The following is a 16,483-nucleotide window of genomic DNA, read 5'->3' on the forward strand; positions in this document are numbered from 1 at the left end:
TTTCGCGGTTTCAGGACAGTTGCGCGACGATCCGTCCCGACACCGATCATGCGTCATCGAACCGCATTCAAACCGTCACCATAAGTCCGTTGACCTGTCGGCGGTCGGCCTTGATCTGGGCCCCGACGAAATCACGTGACGAAATCACACCCGGGAACCTGCCATGACTTCGCCGATCCGACGCGCCGCCCGTTTCACCGCCGCCGTTTCCGTCTTCGCCCTGCTCGCGGCCTGCGCCACGACGGAAGTCGATTTCCAGGGCGAGGGCGAGGGCTTCGTCGGCCCCGGCGCGTCGGTCCAGGCCGTGCTGGAAACCCCGTCGGTCGGCACGGCGGGCCAGGACGCCGCCGACGATCCCGCCGTCTGGGCCAGCGCTGCGCCCGTCAGTGTAATGGGCAAACAAACGCCCGGCTTCGTCGCCGGCACGGACAAGAAGTCCGGCCTCTATATCTATGGCTTCGACGGCCAGATCCTGCAGTTCCTGCCCGAGGGCCTGCTGAACAATGTCGATGTGGTCGAGGGCCTGTCGGTCGGCGGTCGGCCGCAGGTGGTGCTGGGCGCCAGCGACCGCACGCCGGGCAAGACCGGCATCTCGCTCTATACCTTCGACCCGGCCGGGACCGGCGACAACGGCGTGCGCTACTGGGGCGCCGTCGCCACCGACGTGATCGAACCTTACGGCTTCTGCTTCGCGCGTCGCGGGGCCGAGGTCCACGCCATCCTGGTCGGCCATGAGGGCGAACTGCGCCAGTTCATCCTGAGCGTCGGCGCCGACGGCAAGCCCGCCGCCCACGAGGTCCGCCGCGCCGAGATCGGCACCATCTCCGAAGGCTGCGCCGCCGACGAGGCGACCGACGCCCTCTATATCACCGAGGAGAATGTGGGCCTGTGGCGCTACGGCCTGAACCCAGCCTCGGGCGCGGCCCGCACCCTGATCCAGCCCATCGCCAAGGACGTTCTGGTCGCCGACGCCGAGGGCCTGACGACCATCACCGACGCCTCGGGCCGCTACCTGATCGCCTCCAGCCAGGGCGATTCCAACTTCCCCGTCTGGCGTATCGACGGCGCGGCGCCGGAATATAAAGGCCGGTTCAAGGTCGTGGACGGCGCGGTGGACCGCATCACCGGCACGGACGGCCTCGCCGCCGCCAGCGGCCCGGTCGGCCCCTTCCCCGAAGGCCTGGTCGTCATCCAGGACGACGTCAACGACGTCGGCACCCAGAACTTCAAATACGTCGACTGGCGCGACATTCGGCGGGCGTTGGGGCTGTAGAACTTAGGTCTCAGTGGCGGATGATGGTGGTTCGCCTCATCTCGACCGCCTCCAGCCGATCAACGCCCTTGAGGATCACGGTCCATGATCGCCAATCTGGCGGCGACGCGTCGAAACTGACCGTCGCCTGAGGCCAGCGGCCGTTTTCCACGGGCTGCATCTTGCGAACGCGGACGCCGTTCTGAATCGGTTCGTCCTGATAGAGGGTGTTCTGCAGATGGATGCCCAAAAGACTGTTCAACGGCAGATCGGCCAAGGCCCGGCGTGCGTCCGGACAAGGCCCCGATGTCGAATGGGATGTCTCGGTGGTGCAGGCGATGTCGAAGGGCAGACGGGCGTCGCCGGCTGCCTGGCGCATCGCGTCCGTCAGGCGCGCCAGCATCCGTAGTGTCGGCTCAGGCCGGTCTGGCGGAGTTCCGATCCAGCCCTTTGCGGTCTGACACATCGCGTCGTTGGCCGTCATTGGATAGGTCGGCGCGTAGAAGATGACAGGACTGAAGGGCTGGAGCGCCAAAGGCGTATCGCCCGACGCCGCCTCTACGGCCGCCGGCGCCCCCGCCCCGCCGATATGGGACAACCGTCGGCACATTTCGGGCGCGTGAATCTCGGCGCGTTCGTCCAGCCTTATGAAGTAGACCTGTCCCGGTGCCCATTGGCGACGTACCAGCCCGCCGACAACCTTGGATGCCGCATCTGGTGGCAGCACCCGCGCCGCCAGCACCGCCGGATCGGCCCCTCGGACCTGATCCAGTGCCAGGGTGGGAACCTGCGGCGGGATCGCCGTGTCGGATTGGGCGTCGCCTGCCGCAAGAGCCAGCATCAACGCGAATGCCAAGGTCATCGTCGTGTCCCAAAAATGACTGTAGCTAAAGCTGGCGCAGCCGGACCTGGAGCGCAACCAGAAAGCGTGCCGACCCCTACTGATCCTCGTCGAACTTCCTGGCGACCAGGTCCGTCAGGGCTTCCATCGCCTCTTCGGCGTCCGGGCCTTCGGCGGAGACGTCGATGCTGCAGCCGATGCCGGCGCCCAGCATCAGCAAGCCCATGATCGAGCGGGCGTCCACCGTCACGCCGTCGCGGGTGACGTGGATCTCGCTTTCGAAGCTGGAGGCCAGTTTGACGAACTTGGCCGAGGCGCGGGCGTGCAGGCCCCGGGTGTTGCAGATGTTCAGGGTCGCGGTGACGGTCATTTTTCGCCTGCGAGCACCCAGGACGCGACGGAGATGTATTTGCGGCCGGCGTCCTGCGCATGGGCCACGCAGGATTCCAGCGTCTCGCGACCGCGCACGCTGGCCAGTTTGATCAGCATGGGCAGGTTCAGCCCGGCGATCACCTCGGCGTGGGTCTGTTCCATCACCGAAATCGCCAGGTTCGAGGGCGTGCCGCCGAACATGTCGGTCAGCAGGATGACGCCGTCGCCGTCGTCCACGGCCGCCGCCGCGTCCACGATGTCGCGACGCCGACGCTCCATGTCGTCTTCCGGCCCGATGCAGATGGCCGCGACGCCGCGCTGCGGGCCGACCACATGCTCCATGGCGGAGAGAAATTCGGACGCCAGCCCGCCGTGGGTGACGATCACCAGACCGATCATGAGGACTTCACTCGCATCCCGCCCTGAACCGTCCCAGGCATTCCCCCGCCCGGCAAGGGAGGCCGGACGCCGCCCTCTTTGGACCGCAAGGGGCGTTTCATAGACCCGTCTTTCGGGGTTTCAAAGCGTCTCCAGCGCGACTGCGACCACATCGACGGCCGAGGCCGGTCTGGGGTCCAGCGCCAGCAGGGGCAGGTCCACCCCCGCGAAACGCCGTGTCTGCGGCTCTGGAAGCCGTTCGACGGCCTCCGGCACGCAGGCGACGGCCAGCACCACTCGGGCCAGGGGGCGTGTCGCCGCGGACACGATTCCGACCCCGCGAACCTCGATTCGACCCGCGATGGAGGCGGGCGCGGAGGCATGAACCGCCCCGCCCGAGGTCCAGACCTGGGTGTAGTCGTCGCTGACCAGCCGCCAGCCGCGCCCGATCAGCCGCAGCGCCAGGTCGCTCTTGCCGACGCCCGACGGTCCCAGGATCATCACCCCCTGCCACGCGCCGCGCCTGCGAACGGCGACCGTCGTGGCGTGGACGGGCGGCTCCATCGTCATGCCCTGCGGCCGACCGCCGGGAAGACGATCTCGAACCGGGCGCCGCCCTCGGGACGGTTCTCGGCATGGACGCGGCCGCCGTGCGCCTCGGCGATCTGGCGCACGATGGACAGGCCCAGGCCCGAGTTCGACCCGAACGCCGCCCCCTTGGGCCGCGAGGTGTAGAAGCGCTCGAACACCGTCTCCAGGTTCTCGGCCGGGATGCCCGGTCCCTGGTCTTCGACCCGCACGCGGATCGGCAGGTCGTCGGTCGTCTCTTCCAGCGTCACCTTGACCACCCCGCCGGCCGGGCTGAACGAGCGGGCGTTGTCGATCAGGTTGCGGAACACCTGCCCCAGCGGCCCGTCGCGCCCCATGACCCGCAGCGGCTGCTCGGGCGCCGTGAAGGTCACCGGGATGTCGCCGGGCTTGGCCGTCGTCTCATAGATGCCGACGATGTCGGCCAGCAGCCGGTTCACGTCCACCGGGCGGGGCCGATCCCGCGACAGTTCCGCATCCAGCCGCGACGCATTCGAGATGTCGGTGATCAGCCGATCCAGCCGCCGCACGTCCTGTTGCAGCAGGGCCGTCAGCTTCTCGCGGTGCGCATCCGTCTTGACCAGCGGCAGGGTCTCCAGCGCAGACCGGATCGAGGTCAGGGGGTTCTTGATCTCGTGCGACACGTCGGCCGCGAACCGCTCGATGGCGTCCATTCGCGTGGACAGGGTGTCGGTCATGGATTCCAGCGACCGGGCCAGGTCGCCGATCTCGTCCTTGCGATCCTCAAGATCCGGCAGGGAGATGGCGCGCGCGCGTTGCAGCTTGACCTGATCCGCCGCCGCCGACAGCCGCATGATGGGCCGCGCCACGAACAGATGCAGCAGCAGCGAGGCCAGCAGATTGACGCCCAGCGCCACCAGTGCGAACGGCACCAGGGCGCGCCGCTGGGCGCTCAGGATCTCGTCCACATCGCCGGACTCGACCGTCAGCACGCCCAGAACCTGGCGCACATGGCGCACGGGGATGGAGACGGACACGACCCGGTCGCCGGATTCGTTGCGGCGCAAGGTCGCCTGGGGCGCGCCTTCCAGCGCGGCCGCGACCTCGACGGCCAGTTCGCTGTCCGCACGGGCGACGCGGCGCTCGGACAGGATGCTCTCCGCCGCGCTGTCGGGCGTCGGCGCCCCGGCCGGATTGGCGTCGGGCAAGGGCCGTCCGCCGATGGCCTCGGTCACCTGATAGCTGTCCACCAGCAACAGGCCGTTGATGTCGTACAGCCGCACCCGCTGCCCCGCCGGAATGAACCGGTCGGTCAGCCACAGCGAGGCGCGGATCGGGTCCAGTTCCGGCGTCGGCTCGCCCCGCGTCACGCCCTCCTCGCGCAGCACGTTGGCCAGCAATTCGGCCTGGACGCTCAACGATTCCTGGCGCGCCTCGATCAGCCCCTGACGCCATTCGTTCAGGGCCAGGGCCCCGCCGAACAGGATCAGCAGGCTGAGCAGATTAAGGGCAAGGATAAAGCCGCCCAGCCGCGATCCGCCGAAGCGGAACAACGGCCGGCGCACAGGCTCCTCGTCGGGCTCTCGCCCGCCCGGAAGATCAGCTCTCGCGGTAGCGGTAGCCGACGCCATACAGGGTCTCGATCGCGTCGAACTCGTTGTCCACGGCGCGGAACTTCTTGCGCATCCGTTTTACGTGGCTGTCGATGGTGCGGTCGTCGACATAGACCTGATCGTCGTAGGCGGCGTCCATCAGGTTGTCGCGGCTCTTCACGAAGCCGGGCCGCTGGGCCAGGGCCTGCAGCAGCAGGAACTCGGTGACCGTCAGCTTGACCGGCTTGCCGTCCCAGGTGGATTCGTGACGCGCGGGATCCATCGACAGCTTGCCGCGCTTGATGGCGCGCCCCGAGACCTCGGCCGCCGTCTCCGGCTCGCCGCCGTCGGCGCCGGTGCGACGCAGCAGCGCCTTCACCCGCTCGATCAGCAGACGCTGGCTGAACGGTTTGTGGATATAGTCGTCGGCGCCCAGGTTGAAGCCGAGGATCTCGTCGATCTCCTCGTCCTTGGACGTCAGCATGATGACCGGGATCTGGGAGGTCTGGCGCAGGCGACGCAGCACCTCCATCCCGTCCATGCGCGGCATCTTCACGTCCAGGATCGCCAGATCGGGCGGCGACGATTCCAGCGCGGCCAGGCCCGATGCGCCGTCGTGATAGGCGGTGATCTTGTGGCCATGGCTTTCCAGCGCCAGCGACACGGACGCCACGATGTTCTCGTCGTCATCGATCAGGGTGATGTTGGCCAAGTCTGTCTTCTCCTGAACTTGCGTCCTCGCGAACGACAACGCGCAACAAGCGTAACCGTTCGATCACGGTGACATTAGGGCTGGAGCCCGGCGGGCAGAAGGGAATTCGATCCACAATCTCCAACAGCGCGCGAACGCCCAAGATGGTTCGTCGCCCCGCCCATTTCAACGCGGCGCCAAATTCGCCCCTGCAAACCTCGCCTTAAAGCCTTGCCCGCCAGGGTGACGCCATGGCCGGTCCGATCCACTACGAAGTCTATGTCCGCAAGAGCGCGCCGTCCGCATGGACCCTGCTGATCGCGACCGAAGACCGTAAACACGCCATCGAGACCGCCGAAGACCAGTTGAACGACCGCCTCGCTGTCGCCTCGCGCGTCACCAAGGAGACGCTGGACCCCGACACGATGGAGTTCAGCTCCCTGACCATCCTGACCCTGGGCGCGCCGGAAGAGAAAAAGAAGAAGGTCGCCGACCCGGCGATCCGCCCGGCCTGCAGCGGCCCGGCCGAGCTCTATTCCCCCCACGCCCGCGCCCTGATCGGCCGGGTGCTGGAGGACTGGCTGAGGCGCGAGGGCGTCACCGCCTTCGAACTGCTGCACCGCGCGGACGTGGCCGAACGGCTGGAGGCCGCGGGCGTCGAGCTTCAGCACGCGATTCAGAAGGTCGCCGTCCCCGAGAGCCAGGCCACAGGCCAGGACGTCCACGGCGTCGTGCGCCACTATCAAAAGCTGGTCGAACAGGCGATGGCCCGCCTGCGCAAGGCCGGGCGCGACGGGATGTTCCCCTCGCTGAACGACCGCTCCATCGCCGACCTGGCGCATCGCCTGGCCGGAGCCTCCGACCGCGCCTTCAGCATGGGCGGCGTCGTCGCCGGCGCGCTGAAGGATCGGCGCGGCGCACGCGAGCGGCTGGGCGCGCTGATGGACCTGATGGACGCGGCGCCGACCGACGGCCCGCCGCGTGCCCTGGTCCTGGTGGCGGTCGAGCAGATTGTCGCCGAGATGCTGGCGGTGCGCACCAACCTGACAGAGATCCTCGGGCCGTCGCTCGACCAGGGCGCCAATCTGGCGGCCGTCGTGCGGATGGTGGCGCCCGCCGAGATGGACAGCCTGCTGCGCATGGACCCGCGCCTGGCCCTGATGATGCCCGATGTGGACGGCCCGGCCGCGCGCCTGGGCGTGCATCTGGCGGCCGGCGAGTTTCCACTGCTGGCCGCGTCCCTGGCGCGTCTGGTGACGCGCGAACTGACCAGTCAGCGCCGTCTCCGCCCCCAGGATCCGGTCGGAGAGATCGACATCCTGCGGCTTCTGGCCATGGCCCTGACCGCCTCGGCCGGTCGCCTGCTGACGCTGGAAGAGGTTCAGACCGCCTTCGTCGAACGCTCCAAGAGCCTGGTCACGGCGGACTTCGTCGGCGCCTACGTCAACCCCTGCCCCACCGTTTTAGCCGAGGCCGAGCAACTGACCCGGCTGTGCGAGAACGTCACCGGCGGCGCCAACAAGCGCGCCGCCGCCCGCTGGCTCAGCGCCTGCATCGGCTCCCTGCGGTTCGAGACGGAAGTGCGCCACTCCACCCCAGGCGGCCCCAGCGCCTCGCAGAAACTGGCCACTCTGGCCCGGCTCCAGCGCTCGGTGCGCGCCGCCCATCTGGGCGACCACGACCAGGCCCAGATCGTCGAGGCCATCGGCGCGGTCGGCGGCAATCTGGAAGGCGACGCCAATCTGGTCGGCCAGATCGTCCGCGCCCAGGTCTCCGCCCCTCAGAAACTGGCGGCCCTGCTCAAACTGGCGGTGGGCGAGGCCGGCCCGCTGGGTCCCGCAGCCGACCGCGCCCGGTCCGAGGCCGTCAAGCTGCTGCGGGCGCCGGACGTCCGCACCGCCCTGTCGGCCGCGCCCGAAAGCGTCGCCGCCCTGAAGGGCCTGATGCAGGCGGCGGGTTTCGCCGCGTAAACCCACCTACAAACCCGTCACCCTCGGGCTCGTCCCGAGGGCCCACGGCAAGGTCGGATTCGGCGTGCGACGTTGCAGACGAAGGTGTCAGCCCTTCGGTCCCGAGCGCCATTGAAGGTGGGCCCTCGGGACAAGCCGAGGGTGACGGCATTTGGGCTGCTCAGTCGAAGATGTCGAAGATGCTGTCGCGCTTCTTCTTTTTGTAGCGATAGTCATCATCGCGGTGGCGATCGTCTCGCTTGTAGCCCCGATCGTCGCGATACGGCTGCGGCGCCGCACCACCCCACGGCTGGGGTTGGGGATGAGGTTGGGCGTATTGCTGCGGCTGGGGCTGAACCGGCGGCGGGGCATAGGCTTGGGGCGCGGGCGCGACCGGCGCAGAGGCGCGGCCTTCCTCGACGGCGGCGGCCATCAGTTTTTCCAGCTCGCCGCGATCCAGCCAGACGCCCCGGCAGTCGGGGCACATGTCGAATTGGACGCCGTTGCGCTCCAGCGTCTGCATGGCGGCATTGTCGTTGGGGCACATCAGAAGAGGCATTTCGGGCTCCGGTCGAAAGATTCAGGATCGGGCGGTCGATACGACGGGCCAGGAGGGGGAGAAGCCCCATCGCATCGACGCACCCGTGCGGTCCGACATCGCGTCGCACAGCCCGGCGCAAGGAAGGGGAGCGCCAGACCGCAACAACGCCAGAGGGGCCCGTTCCGCTCCCTGAAGCTAGGCGCCGCCCTACCCCGCCGCCATGCGTCGCGGGGCCGCAGGCGTCGCATTTCGCCGCGCACCTGCCCCAGCCGGCATAGGCTGGGCGATGAAGCGTCGCGTTTACAGCGACTTGAGATCAAGCAGCGGCAATCGGCCATCCACGCCCGCGACAGGACTTATGATCCCCCTTCGGTCTTTGACATCGCCATTGGAACGGACGGGGCTGTTTTCGTTTCGAGTTGAGACCGTCTGAATTTCTTCGGACGAAAAGTCTTTCGAAAACAGCGGCATGATTCTGGAAGTGCACACTTTGCACTCTGTTTTTGTCACTGCGAGCGTCTGAAACCCGTCGCCTAACAGACCTGCCCGGCCGCCCAGCCCGACGACCAGGCCCACTGGAAATTATAGCCGCCCAGCCAGCCGGTCACGTCCACCGCCTCGCCGATGAAATAAAGCCCCGGCACGGCCTTGGCCTGCATCGTCTGCTGATCCAGCGCGGCCGTATCGATCCCGCCCAGGGTGACCTCGGCGGTGCGATAGCCCTCCGACCCCACCGGTTTGACGGCCCAGGCGTTGACCGCCTGATCCAGCCGCTTCAACACCTTGTCCGACAGGTCCGCCAGATTGCCTGACGCGCCCTCGCGCTGGCACAGGCTCTCGGCCAGGCGGCGCGGCACGATATGGCCCAGCGCCGTATGCACGGCCTGGCGACCGTTCGACGCCTTGGCCGCCTTCAGCTCCTCGAACACGTCGCGGCCCGGCGCCATTGAGGCCACCACCGCCTCGCCCTCGCGCCAGTAGGAGCTGATCTGCAGAATGGCCGGGCCGGACAAGCCCCGGTGGGTGAACAGCATGGCCTCGTTGAAGCTGGCCTTGCGGGCCTTGGCCCCTTCGGGCGCCGAGGCGACCGAGGCGTCCACCGCCACCCCCGCCAGCGGAACCAGCGCCTCCAGCAGTCCCGCCTCGAACGTCAGCGGCACCAGGGCCGGCCGCGTCTCGGTGACGCGAATGTCGAACTGGCGCGCGATGTCATAGGCCCAGCCGGTCGCGCCCATCTTGGGGATCGACTTGCCGCCGGTCGCCACGACCAGAGACGCGGTTTCCACCTGCGATCCGTCCGACAGGGTCGCGGACCAACCGTCGCCCGAGCGCGCGATCCGCTCGACGCCGGTCTTCATGTTCAGCGCTGCGCCCGCCGCCGCCATGTCGTCCGTCAGCATACGGACGATCTGCTTGGCGCTGTCGTCGCAGAACAGCTGGCCCAGCGTCTTTTCGTGCCAGGCGATCCCGGCCTTGTCGATTCGCTTGATGAAGTCGTGCTGGGTGTAGCGGCGCAGGGCCGAGGTCGCGAACCGGGGATTCTCGCCCAGGAAGTTCGCCGGTCCGCAGCCCAGATTGGTGAAGTTGCAGCGCCCGCCGCCCGAGATGCGAATCTTCTCGCCCGGCCGGTCGGCATGATCGACGACCAGCACCCGGCGCCCGCGCCGTCCGGCCTCGATCGCGGCCATCATCCCGGCCGCCCCTGCCCCCACGACGAGGACGTCGAACGACGCCCTCGTCATGACAGGCCCCTCGGTTCGAGGGTCTTAGTAACGATAGTGATCCGTCTTGAACGGGCCTTCGACCGGCACGTTGATATAGTCGGCCTGGTCCTTGGTCAGGACGGTCAGCTTGGCGCCCAGCTTGGCCAGGTGCAGCATGGCGACCTTCTCGTCCAGGTGCTTGGGCAGGGTATAGACCTTGTTGTCGTAGGCCTTGGCGTTGGTCCACAGCTCGATCTGGGCCAGGGTCTGGTTGGTGAAGGACGCCGACATCACGAAGGACGGGTGGCCCGTGGCATTGCCCAGGTTCACCAGACGGCCTTCCGACAGCAGGATGATCTTCTTGCCGTCCGGGAACTCGACGTGGTGGACCTGCGGCTTGATCTCGTCCCACTTGAAGTTCTTCAGGCCGGCGACCTGAATCTCCGAGTCGAAGTGACCGATGTTGCAGACGATGGCGTTGTTCTTCATCTGCCGCATGTGATCGACGGTGATGACGTCCTTGTTGCCGGTCGTGGTCACATAGATGTCGGCGCGGCCGGCGGTGTCGTCCAGCGTCTGGACCTCATAGCCTTCCATCGCGGCCTGCAGGGCGCAGATCGGGTCGATCTCGGTCACGATCACGCGGGCGCCGCCCTGGCGCAGCGAAGCGGCCGAGCCCTTGCCCACGTCGCCGTAACCGCAGACCACGGCGACCTTGCCCGACAGCATGACGTCGGTGCCGCGACGGATGGCGTCGACCAGCGATTCACGGCAGCCGTACAGGTTGTCGAACTTGGACTTGGTGACGCTGTCGTTGACGTTGATGGCGGGGAAGGGCAGCTCGCCCTTTTCGGCCATCTGATACAGGCGGTGAACGCCCGTGGTCGTTTCTTCCGACACGCCGCCGATGGCGTCGCGGATGGCCGAATAGAAGCCGGGCTTCTCGGCGATGTAGCGCTTCATCACCTTGAAGAGGGCTTCTTCCTCTTCGTTCTGCGGGTTCGCCAGGACCGAGATGTCCTTCTCGGCCTTGGGGCCCAGCACGGTCAGCAGGGTCGCGTCGCCGCCGTCGTCCAGGATTAGGTTCGGATAGCCGCCGTCGGCCCATTCGAAGATCTTGTGGGCGTAGTCCCAGTATTCTTCCAGCGTCTCGCCCTTGGTGGCGAAGACCGGCGTGCCGGCCGCGGCGATGGCGGCGGCGGCGTGGTCCTGGGTCGAGAAGATGTTGCACGAGGCCCAGCGCACTTCGGCGCCCAGGGCTTCCAGCGTCTGGATCAGGACCGCCGTCTGGATGGTCATGTGCAGGCTGCCGGCGATGCGGGCGCCCTTCAGGATCTGCTGCCCGCCGAACTCCTCGCGCAGAGCCATCAGGCCCGGCATTTCGGTTTCGGCGATCTCGATTTCCTTATTGCCCCAATCGGCCAGGGTGATGTCGCGAACGATGTAGTCGGTCATGTCAGGGCTCCGAGCCGCAGGAAGGTTTGGGGCCTCATAGCCCGGCGAGCACCAACTATCAACAAACACATAAAGATATCCTTATGCGATCTGGATACACGACGGCGTTAACGTCTCGAAAACCCACACAGACTATGGGGACAATGCCGTGACGGGGGCGTCCGGCAATCAGCAAGAGGCTTGCGTGCATGTCAGAGACGTCGATCCAGCAGCGAACGGCCTTCGCCGGCCTGTCCAGCCCGTCGTCCGCCTACACGGCGATCCAGGGCGCCATTCGCGGCGCCGTGCCCGGCGCCTTAGACGCCTTCTACGACCGCATCCGCGCCACACCCGAGACCCGGCGCTTCTTCCGTGACGAGACCCATATCGGCCGCGCCAAGTCCGCCCAGGTGGGCCACTGGGATGCGATCGTGGAAGGGCGCGCAGACGCCCACTACGCCCGCGCCGTCACCGTCATCGGCCAGACCCACGCCCGCATCGGCCTGGAGCCGCGCTGGTATATCGGGGGCTACGGCGTGCTGCTGGCCGAGCTGATGAAGGCCGTGGCGACGCGGCCTCGCAAACGGTTCGCCGGCGCCGCCCACGACCGCGAAACCGGCGAGGGCCTTGCCGAATTGACCCAGCGCGCCCTGCTGGACATGGACCTGGCCATCTCGATCTATTTGGACGCGCTTCAGCAAGAACGGGACAACGCCGCCGCCGCCAAGGCCGAGGCCGATGCGCGTCAGGCCGAAGTGGTGGCGGCCCTGGGACAGGCCCTGAAGACACTGGCGAGCGGCGACCTCAGCATCGCCATCCAGTCCGAATTTCCCCAAGAGTATCGCACGCTGAAGGACGACTTCAACAGCGCCGCCGCCAGCCTGCGGAGCGCCTTCGGCGCCGTCGCCGAGAGCGCCGAGGCGGTGCGGACCGGCTCGGACGAACTGGCCAGCGCATCGGACGACCTGGCTAACCGCACCGAACGCCAAGCCGCCGGGCTGGAGCGCACCGCAGCCACCACCGAAGAGATCGCCGCCGGGGTCGAGCAGACCGCCAAGGGCGCCCAGAATACCGCTCAGGCCGTCGCCGCCGTGCGCCGCGACGTCGAGAACGGCGGCGAGGTGGTCGACGAAACGACCCAGGCCATGACCGCCATCCAGGAGTCGTCGGTCGAGATCGCCCGCTTCACCTCCCTGATCGATGAGATCGCCTTCCAGACCAATCTGCTGGCCCTGAACGCGGGGGTCGAGGCGGCCCGGGCAGGCGAGGCCGGCCGCGGCTTCGCCGTCGTGGCCTCCGAAGTCCGCGCCCTGGCCCAGCGCTCCGCCGAAGCCTCCGGCGAGATACGCACCCTGATCGCCACCTCGGCCGCCCAGGTCGCGCGGGGGGTGGACCTAGTCGAACGCGCAGGCCAGGCGCTGGACCGGATCGGCGAACGGGTCGCGGCGGTGGACGACCTCGCCGGCGACATGGCCTCGGCCTCGCGGCATCAGGCCGACCGACTGTCCGAGGTTCGCCAGGCCCTGGCCCAACTGGACGAGATCACCCAGCAGAACGCCGCCATGACCGAACAGGCCACCGCAGCCAGCCGCCAACTGGCTGGAGAAGCCGAGACCCTGGCGCGTCAGATCGCGGGCTTCCAGTTCGAGGCCTCGACGCCTGACGCCCGCTCATTGCACCGCCGCGCGGCGTGAGGGTTTCTTAAGCCGTCGGGGTTAGAGTCGATCTCATGGAACGCCGCGCTCTTCTCGGTCTCGCCGTCGTCGCGACGACCGCCGCCTCGACCTCTGCTCGCGCCTCGTCGAGCGGCGGCGCGGCGCCGTCCGCCGACACCTATTTCCGCCTGCCGGTCATCACCGCCTCGATCCTCCACGCCAGCGGCCGTCGCGGGGTGCTGAGCATCGAGACGGGGGTGGACGTGCCGGATGCGGCCTTGCGCACCCGCGCCCAACAGTCGGCCCCGCGCCTGCGCGCCGCCTACAACACCGCCGCCCAGCGCTTCGCCAACGGCCTGCGTCCCGGCGCCGTGCCCAATATCGACCAGCTGTCGGCCGAGCTTCAGGCGGCGACCAACGCCACCCTGGGCCGGGCCGGCGCCCGCGTGCTGCTGGGCACGGTGATGGCGGTCTGAGGGTCTAAAGAAACGAATAGGGATCCACGTCCACCGTCAGGCGGACCGAGGCCGGCACCTTCACCCGCGCCAGCCAAGCGCGCAGGAAGGCCTGGATGTTCACGTCCCGGTCGGCCCGCACCAGCAGCCGCTTGCGCCGGCGTCCGCGCACCAGGGCGAGGGGCGCATCGGCGGGTCCATAGACCTCCAGCCGTTCGGCGTTGGGAATGGCCTGGGCCAGGTCGTTGGCCGTCTTCTCGACCGCCGCCGCGTTCTCACTCGACAGGATGATCGCCGCCAGCCGGCCATAGGGCGGCAGGGACGCCGCCTCGCGCTCGGCCATCTCCGCCTCGACGAAGGCGTCCCGGTCGCCCGCCGCCAGGGCCATCAGCACCGGATGCTCGGGCGTCCAGGTCTGCAAAATGGCTCGCCCCGGCCGATCCGCCCGCCCCGCCCGTCCCGTCGCCTGGGCCAGCAGCTGATAGGTCCGCTCGGCCGCCCGCAGATCGCCGCCGCGCAGCCCCAGGTCCGCATCCACCACCCCCACCAGCGTCAGGCGCGGGAAGTTGTGACCCTTGGCCGCCGCCTGGGTGGCGACCAGGATGTCGATCTCGCCGTCGGTCATGCGCTGGATCAGGGCGCGCGCCGACCGCGCGTCGGGCGCGGTGTCGGAGCTGAACACCGCCGTCCTCGCCTCGGGGAACAGCTGGCGCACCTCTTCCTCCACCCGCTCCACCCCCGGCCCGACCGAGACCAGGGAATCCTCGGCCCCGCACGACGGACACAGCTTGGGCCGCGCCATGGAAAAGCCGGTCAGATGACAGACCAGCCGCCCTGTGTAGCGATGCTCGACCAGCCAGCTGTCGGTGTCCGGCGCCGTCAGCCGGTGCCCGCAGACGCGACACAGGATCACGGGCGCATAGCCGCGCCGGTTCAGGAACAGCAGGGTCTGCTCGCCCCGCAGCAGGGTCTCGCCGATGGCCAGCCGCAAGGGCTGCGACAGCCAGGTCTGGGGATCGGGCGTGTTCTGGCGCAGGTCCAGCAATGCGATGTCCGGCAGCACCGCCGTCCCGTGCCGCGCGCCCAGCTTCAGCCAGTCGTAGCGCCCGCTCTGGGCGTTCCACAGCGTCTCCAGCGACGGCGTCGCCGAGGCCAGGACAACGGCCGCCCCCTCGATCCGCGCCCGCGCCACCGCCAGGTCGCGCCCGTGATAGACCAGCCCCTCCTCCTGTTTGAACGAGCCGTCGTGCTCCTCGTCCACCACGATCAGCCGCAGGTTGACGAAGGGCAGGAACAGGGCCGACCGCGCCCCGACCACGATGTTGCAGCGCCCGGCGACCACCGCCTCCCACACCTGGCGACGGCGCGGCGGGGCGACGCCGGAATGCCATTCGGCCGGGGCGGCGCCGAACCGGGCCGTGATCCGCTCGATCAGGGCCTGGGTCAGGGCGATCTCGGGCAACAGGATCAGGATCTGCGCCGCCGGATCGGCCCGCAACACCCGCGCGATCGCCTCCAGATAGGCCTCGGTCTTGCCCGAGCCCGTCACCCCGTCCAGCAGGAAGGGTCGGAAGCCGCCGCCCGTCACCCCGGCCGCCAGGGCCGTCGCCGCCGCCGCCTGGTCGCCGTTCAGGGTCGCCGGCGCATGGTCGGGATCGGGCCGGTCGAACGCCGCCTCCGCCGCGATCTCGATGATCTCCAGGACGCCCTCGTCGATCAGCCCCTTGATCACGCCGGACGACACGCCGGCGGCCCGCGCCAGATCGGCGGCCGCCATGGATCGCTCGCCCAGGGCCTCCAGCACGCCGGTCCGCGCCGGCGTCGCCCGAGACGGCAGCCGCTCGCCCACCCGCCGCACCCGGCGTTCCGGCCGAGGGCGCGGCGCCCTCAGGCCCTTCAGCGCCGTCGCCGCCATCTCGCCCGGCGGCGACAGGGTCCAGCGCCCGGCCCATTCGACGAAATCCACGACGCGCGACGGCAGGGCCGGATCGTCCAGCAGACTGTCCACCGCCTTCAGCCGCCGGTTCGACCCGGTCGTCTCGAACACCTCGGACACGATGCCCCGCATCAGGCGCGGCCCCAGGGGCACGGCGACCTGATCGCCGCGCGCCAGGGTAAGCGCCTCGGGAACGTCGTAATCGAAGGCTTCCGGCACCGGCAGGGGAATGAGGACCGAGGCGACTTTCACCCGCCGTCTCCTCCCCATGAAATGGGGAGGGGGACCACGAAGTGGTGGAGGGGCTCTTTCCGCATCACAGGCGCCTGTCGTGCGGCCAGAGCCCCTCCGTCACGGCGCGAAGACGCGCCGCGCCACCTCCCCACCGCGAGCGATGAGGAGGAGAAAGGGAGTCGCATCCGCTCTTCGGTGGCGCTAAAAGCCCTGCCCATGAAACTCTTTCTCGATACCGCCGACGTCGCCGTCATCAAGGACATGGTCCCCACCGGAATGGTGGACGGCGTCACCACCAATCCGTCGCTGATCGCCAAGTCGGGTCGGAACATCGCCGAGGTCATCGCCGAAATCTGCGCCCTGGTCGAGGGTCCGATTTCCGCCGAGGCCGTCTCGCTCGATTTCGAGACCATGGTCAAGGAGGGCGACAAGCTGGCCGCCATCGCCCCCAACGTGGTCGTGAAACTGCCCCTGACCTGGGATGGCCTGCGCGCCTGCCGCGTCTTCACCGACAAGGGGATCAAGACCAACGTCACCCTGTGCTTCTCGGCCGCCCAGGCCCTGCTGGCCGCAAAGGCCGGCGCCACCTTCGTCTCGCCCTTCGTCGGGCGACTGGAAGACAACGGCGCCGACGGCATCGGCCTGCTGGAAGAAATCCGCGTCCTGTATGACGTGCACGGTTTCGACACCCAGATCTTGGCCGCGTCGCTGCGCAACGTGAACCACGTCGCCGCCGCCGCCGTCGCCGGATCGGACGCCGCCACCTTCGGCGCCGACACCTTCAAGGCCCTGGTGAACCACCCGTTAACCGACAAGGGTCTTGATGCCTTCGTGGCGGACTGGGCCAAGACGGGTCAGTCCATTCTGTAGCATCGCGGTTCCCGGAGAGGTCTGTTTGAGC

The 16,483-nt window shown here is 68.5% G+C and carries 15 protein-coding genes; 5 read left to right on the plus strand and 10 right to left on the minus strand.

All coding sequences use genetic code 11. From position 1 onward, the window contains the following. Window positions 1-163: 163 nt before the first annotated feature. Entirely contained in the window at window positions 164-1,273 is a 1,110-nt protein-coding gene (locus ACP69V_RS01085; RefSeq protein WP_426022311.1) for a phytase, read from the plus strand. 10 nt (window positions 1,274-1,283) lie between these two features. On the opposite strand, the gene ACP69V_RS01090 is transcribed toward ACP69V_RS01085, so the two are convergent. The 6 genes from ACP69V_RS01090 to ACP69V_RS01115 form a co-directional block, all read right to left on the minus strand. Beyond that, window positions 1,284-2,114, minus strand: coding sequence for a hypothetical protein (locus ACP69V_RS01090; RefSeq protein WP_426022312.1), 831 nt, complete (start codon window positions 2,112-2,114; stop codon window positions 1,284-1,286). A gap of 76 nt (window positions 2,115-2,190) precedes the next feature. Further along, complete coding sequence (locus ACP69V_RS01095) at window positions 2,191-2,463, minus strand: HPr family phosphocarrier protein (protein ID WP_017506134.1); 273 nt, start codon at window positions 2,461-2,463, stop codon at window positions 2,191-2,193. Then, entirely contained in the window at window positions 2,460-2,864 is a 405-nt protein-coding gene (locus ACP69V_RS01100) for a PTS sugar transporter subunit IIA (RefSeq protein ID WP_135193946.1), read from the minus strand. The genes ACP69V_RS01095 and ACP69V_RS01100 overlap by 4 nt, the downstream gene beginning before the upstream one ends. 120 nt (window positions 2,865-2,984) lie before the next feature. Further along, window positions 2,985-3,413, minus strand: coding sequence for a serine kinase (locus ACP69V_RS01105; protein WP_346495725.1), 429 nt, complete (start codon window positions 3,411-3,413; stop codon window positions 2,985-2,987). Further along, window positions 3,410-5,023, minus strand: a complete 1,614-nt coding sequence (locus ACP69V_RS01110; protein ID WP_426022313.1) for an ATP-binding protein — start codon at window positions 5,021-5,023, stop codon at window positions 3,410-3,412. The genes ACP69V_RS01105 and ACP69V_RS01110 overlap by 4 nt, the downstream gene beginning before the upstream one ends. Beyond that, complete coding sequence (locus ACP69V_RS01115; RefSeq protein WP_409719397.1) at window positions 4,992-5,696, minus strand: response regulator transcription factor; 705 nt, start codon at window positions 5,694-5,696, stop codon at window positions 4,992-4,994. Before ACP69V_RS01115 ends, ACP69V_RS01110 begins: the two co-directional genes overlap by 32 nt. A gap of 230 nt (window positions 5,697-5,926) precedes the next feature. Between ACP69V_RS01115 and ACP69V_RS01120 the strand changes: the two genes are divergently transcribed. Beyond that, entirely contained in the window at window positions 5,927-7,645 is a 1,719-nt protein-coding gene (locus ACP69V_RS01120; protein ID WP_426022314.1) for a hypothetical protein, read from the plus strand. Between the two features lie 160 nt (window positions 7,646-7,805). Here ACP69V_RS01120 and ACP69V_RS01125 read toward each other — a convergent pair whose 3' ends face one another. The 3 genes from ACP69V_RS01125 to ahcY form a co-directional block, all read right to left on the minus strand. After that, window positions 7,806-8,183 carry a zf-TFIIB domain-containing protein gene (locus ACP69V_RS01125; RefSeq protein WP_346495721.1) on the minus strand — a complete coding sequence of 126 codons (378 nt, stop codon included), beginning with the start codon at window positions 8,181-8,183 and terminating at the stop codon, window positions 7,806-7,808. Window positions 8,184-8,698: 515 nt separating this feature from the next. Then, complete coding sequence (locus tag ACP69V_RS01130) at window positions 8,699-9,907, minus strand: NAD(P)/FAD-dependent oxidoreductase (RefSeq protein ID WP_426022315.1); 1,209 nt, start codon at window positions 9,905-9,907, stop codon at window positions 8,699-8,701. A 24-nt stretch (window positions 9,908-9,931) separates the two neighbouring features. Beyond that, a complete protein-coding gene (gene ahcY / locus ACP69V_RS01135) occupies window positions 9,932-11,323 on the minus strand; it encodes an adenosylhomocysteinase (RefSeq protein ID WP_346495719.1) in 1,392 nt (463 codons plus the stop codon). Window positions 11,324-11,511: 188 nt separating this feature from the next. On the opposite strand from ahcY, the gene ACP69V_RS01140 reads away from it, so the two are divergent. Further along, complete coding sequence (locus ACP69V_RS01140; RefSeq protein WP_426022316.1) at window positions 11,512-12,996, plus strand: methyl-accepting chemotaxis protein; 1,485 nt, start codon at window positions 11,512-11,514, stop codon at window positions 12,994-12,996. Window positions 12,997-13,031: 35 nt separating this feature from the next. Continuing rightward, entirely contained in the window at window positions 13,032-13,433 is a 402-nt protein-coding gene (locus ACP69V_RS01145) for a Tat pathway signal protein (RefSeq protein ID WP_426022317.1), read from the plus strand. A gap of 4 nt (window positions 13,434-13,437) precedes the next feature. Here ACP69V_RS01145 and ACP69V_RS01150 read toward each other — a convergent pair whose 3' ends face one another. Beyond that, window positions 13,438-15,618 (minus strand): primosomal protein N', encoded by a 2,181-nt coding sequence (locus tag ACP69V_RS01150; RefSeq protein ID WP_426022318.1) that lies wholly within the window; start codon window positions 15,616-15,618, stop codon window positions 13,438-13,440. 180 nt (window positions 15,619-15,798) lie between these two features. Here ACP69V_RS01150 and fsa point away from each other — a divergent pair, with 180 nt between their 5' ends. Continuing rightward, on the plus strand, window positions 15,799-16,452 hold the full coding sequence (fsa, locus tag ACP69V_RS01155) for a fructose-6-phosphate aldolase (protein ID WP_426022319.1): 654 nt from the start codon (window positions 15,799-15,801) through the stop codon (window positions 16,450-16,452). Window positions 16,453-16,483: the final 31 nt, after the last annotated feature.

Source organism: Brevundimonas sp. PWP3-1b1, from assembly GCF_049896065.1.
Classification (GTDB): Bacteria; Pseudomonadota; Alphaproteobacteria; order Caulobacterales; family Caulobacteraceae; genus Brevundimonas; species Brevundimonas intermedia_B.

What these genes read in the sequence shown, in the direction of transcription:
- ACP69V_RS01085 (WP_426022311.1), top strand. Translation starts at nt 164, where the DNA reads ATGACTTCGCCGATCCGACGCGCCGCCCGTTTCACCGCCGCCGTTTCC.
- ACP69V_RS01090 (WP_426022312.1), bottom strand. Translation starts at nt 2,114, where the DNA reads ATGACCTTGGCATTCGCGTTGATGCTGGCTCTTGCGGCAGGCGACGCC.
- ACP69V_RS01095 (WP_017506134.1), bottom strand. Translation starts at nt 2,463, where the DNA reads ATGACCGTCACCGCGACCCTGAACATCTGCAACACCCGGGGCCTGCAC.
- ACP69V_RS01100 (WP_135193946.1), bottom strand. Translation starts at nt 2,864, where the DNA reads ATGATCGGTCTGGTGATCGTCACCCACGGCGGGCTGGCGTCCGAATTT.
- ACP69V_RS01105 (WP_346495725.1), bottom strand. Translation starts at nt 3,413, where the DNA reads ATGACGATGGAGCCGCCCGTCCACGCCACGACGGTCGCCGTTCGCAGG.
- ACP69V_RS01110 (WP_426022313.1), bottom strand. Translation starts at nt 5,023, where the DNA reads ATGGCGTCGGCTACCGCTACCGCGAGAGCTGATCTTCCGGGCGGGCGA.
- ACP69V_RS01120 (WP_426022314.1), top strand. Translation starts at nt 5,927, where the DNA reads ATGGCCGGTCCGATCCACTACGAAGTCTATGTCCGCAAGAGCGCGCCG.
- ACP69V_RS01125 (WP_346495721.1), bottom strand. Translation starts at nt 8,183, where the DNA reads ATGCCTCTTCTGATGTGCCCCAACGACAATGCCGCCATGCAGACGCTG.
- ACP69V_RS01130 (WP_426022315.1), bottom strand. Translation starts at nt 9,907, where the DNA reads ATGACGAGGGCGTCGTTCGACGTCCTCGTCGTGGGGGCAGGGGCGGCC.
- ahcY (WP_346495719.1), bottom strand. Translation starts at nt 11,323, where the DNA reads ATGACCGACTACATCGTTCGCGACATCACCCTGGCCGATTGGGGCAAT.
- ACP69V_RS01140 (WP_426022316.1), top strand. Translation starts at nt 11,512, where the DNA reads ATGTCAGAGACGTCGATCCAGCAGCGAACGGCCTTCGCCGGCCTGTCC.
- ACP69V_RS01145 (WP_426022317.1), top strand. Translation starts at nt 13,032, where the DNA reads ATGGAACGCCGCGCTCTTCTCGGTCTCGCCGTCGTCGCGACGACCGCC.
- ACP69V_RS01150 (WP_426022318.1), bottom strand. Translation starts at nt 15,618, where the DNA reads ATGGGGAGGAGACGGCGGGTGAAAGTCGCCTCGGTCCTCATTCCCCTG.
- fsa (WP_426022319.1), top strand. Translation starts at nt 15,799, where the DNA reads ATGAAACTCTTTCTCGATACCGCCGACGTCGCCGTCATCAAGGACATG.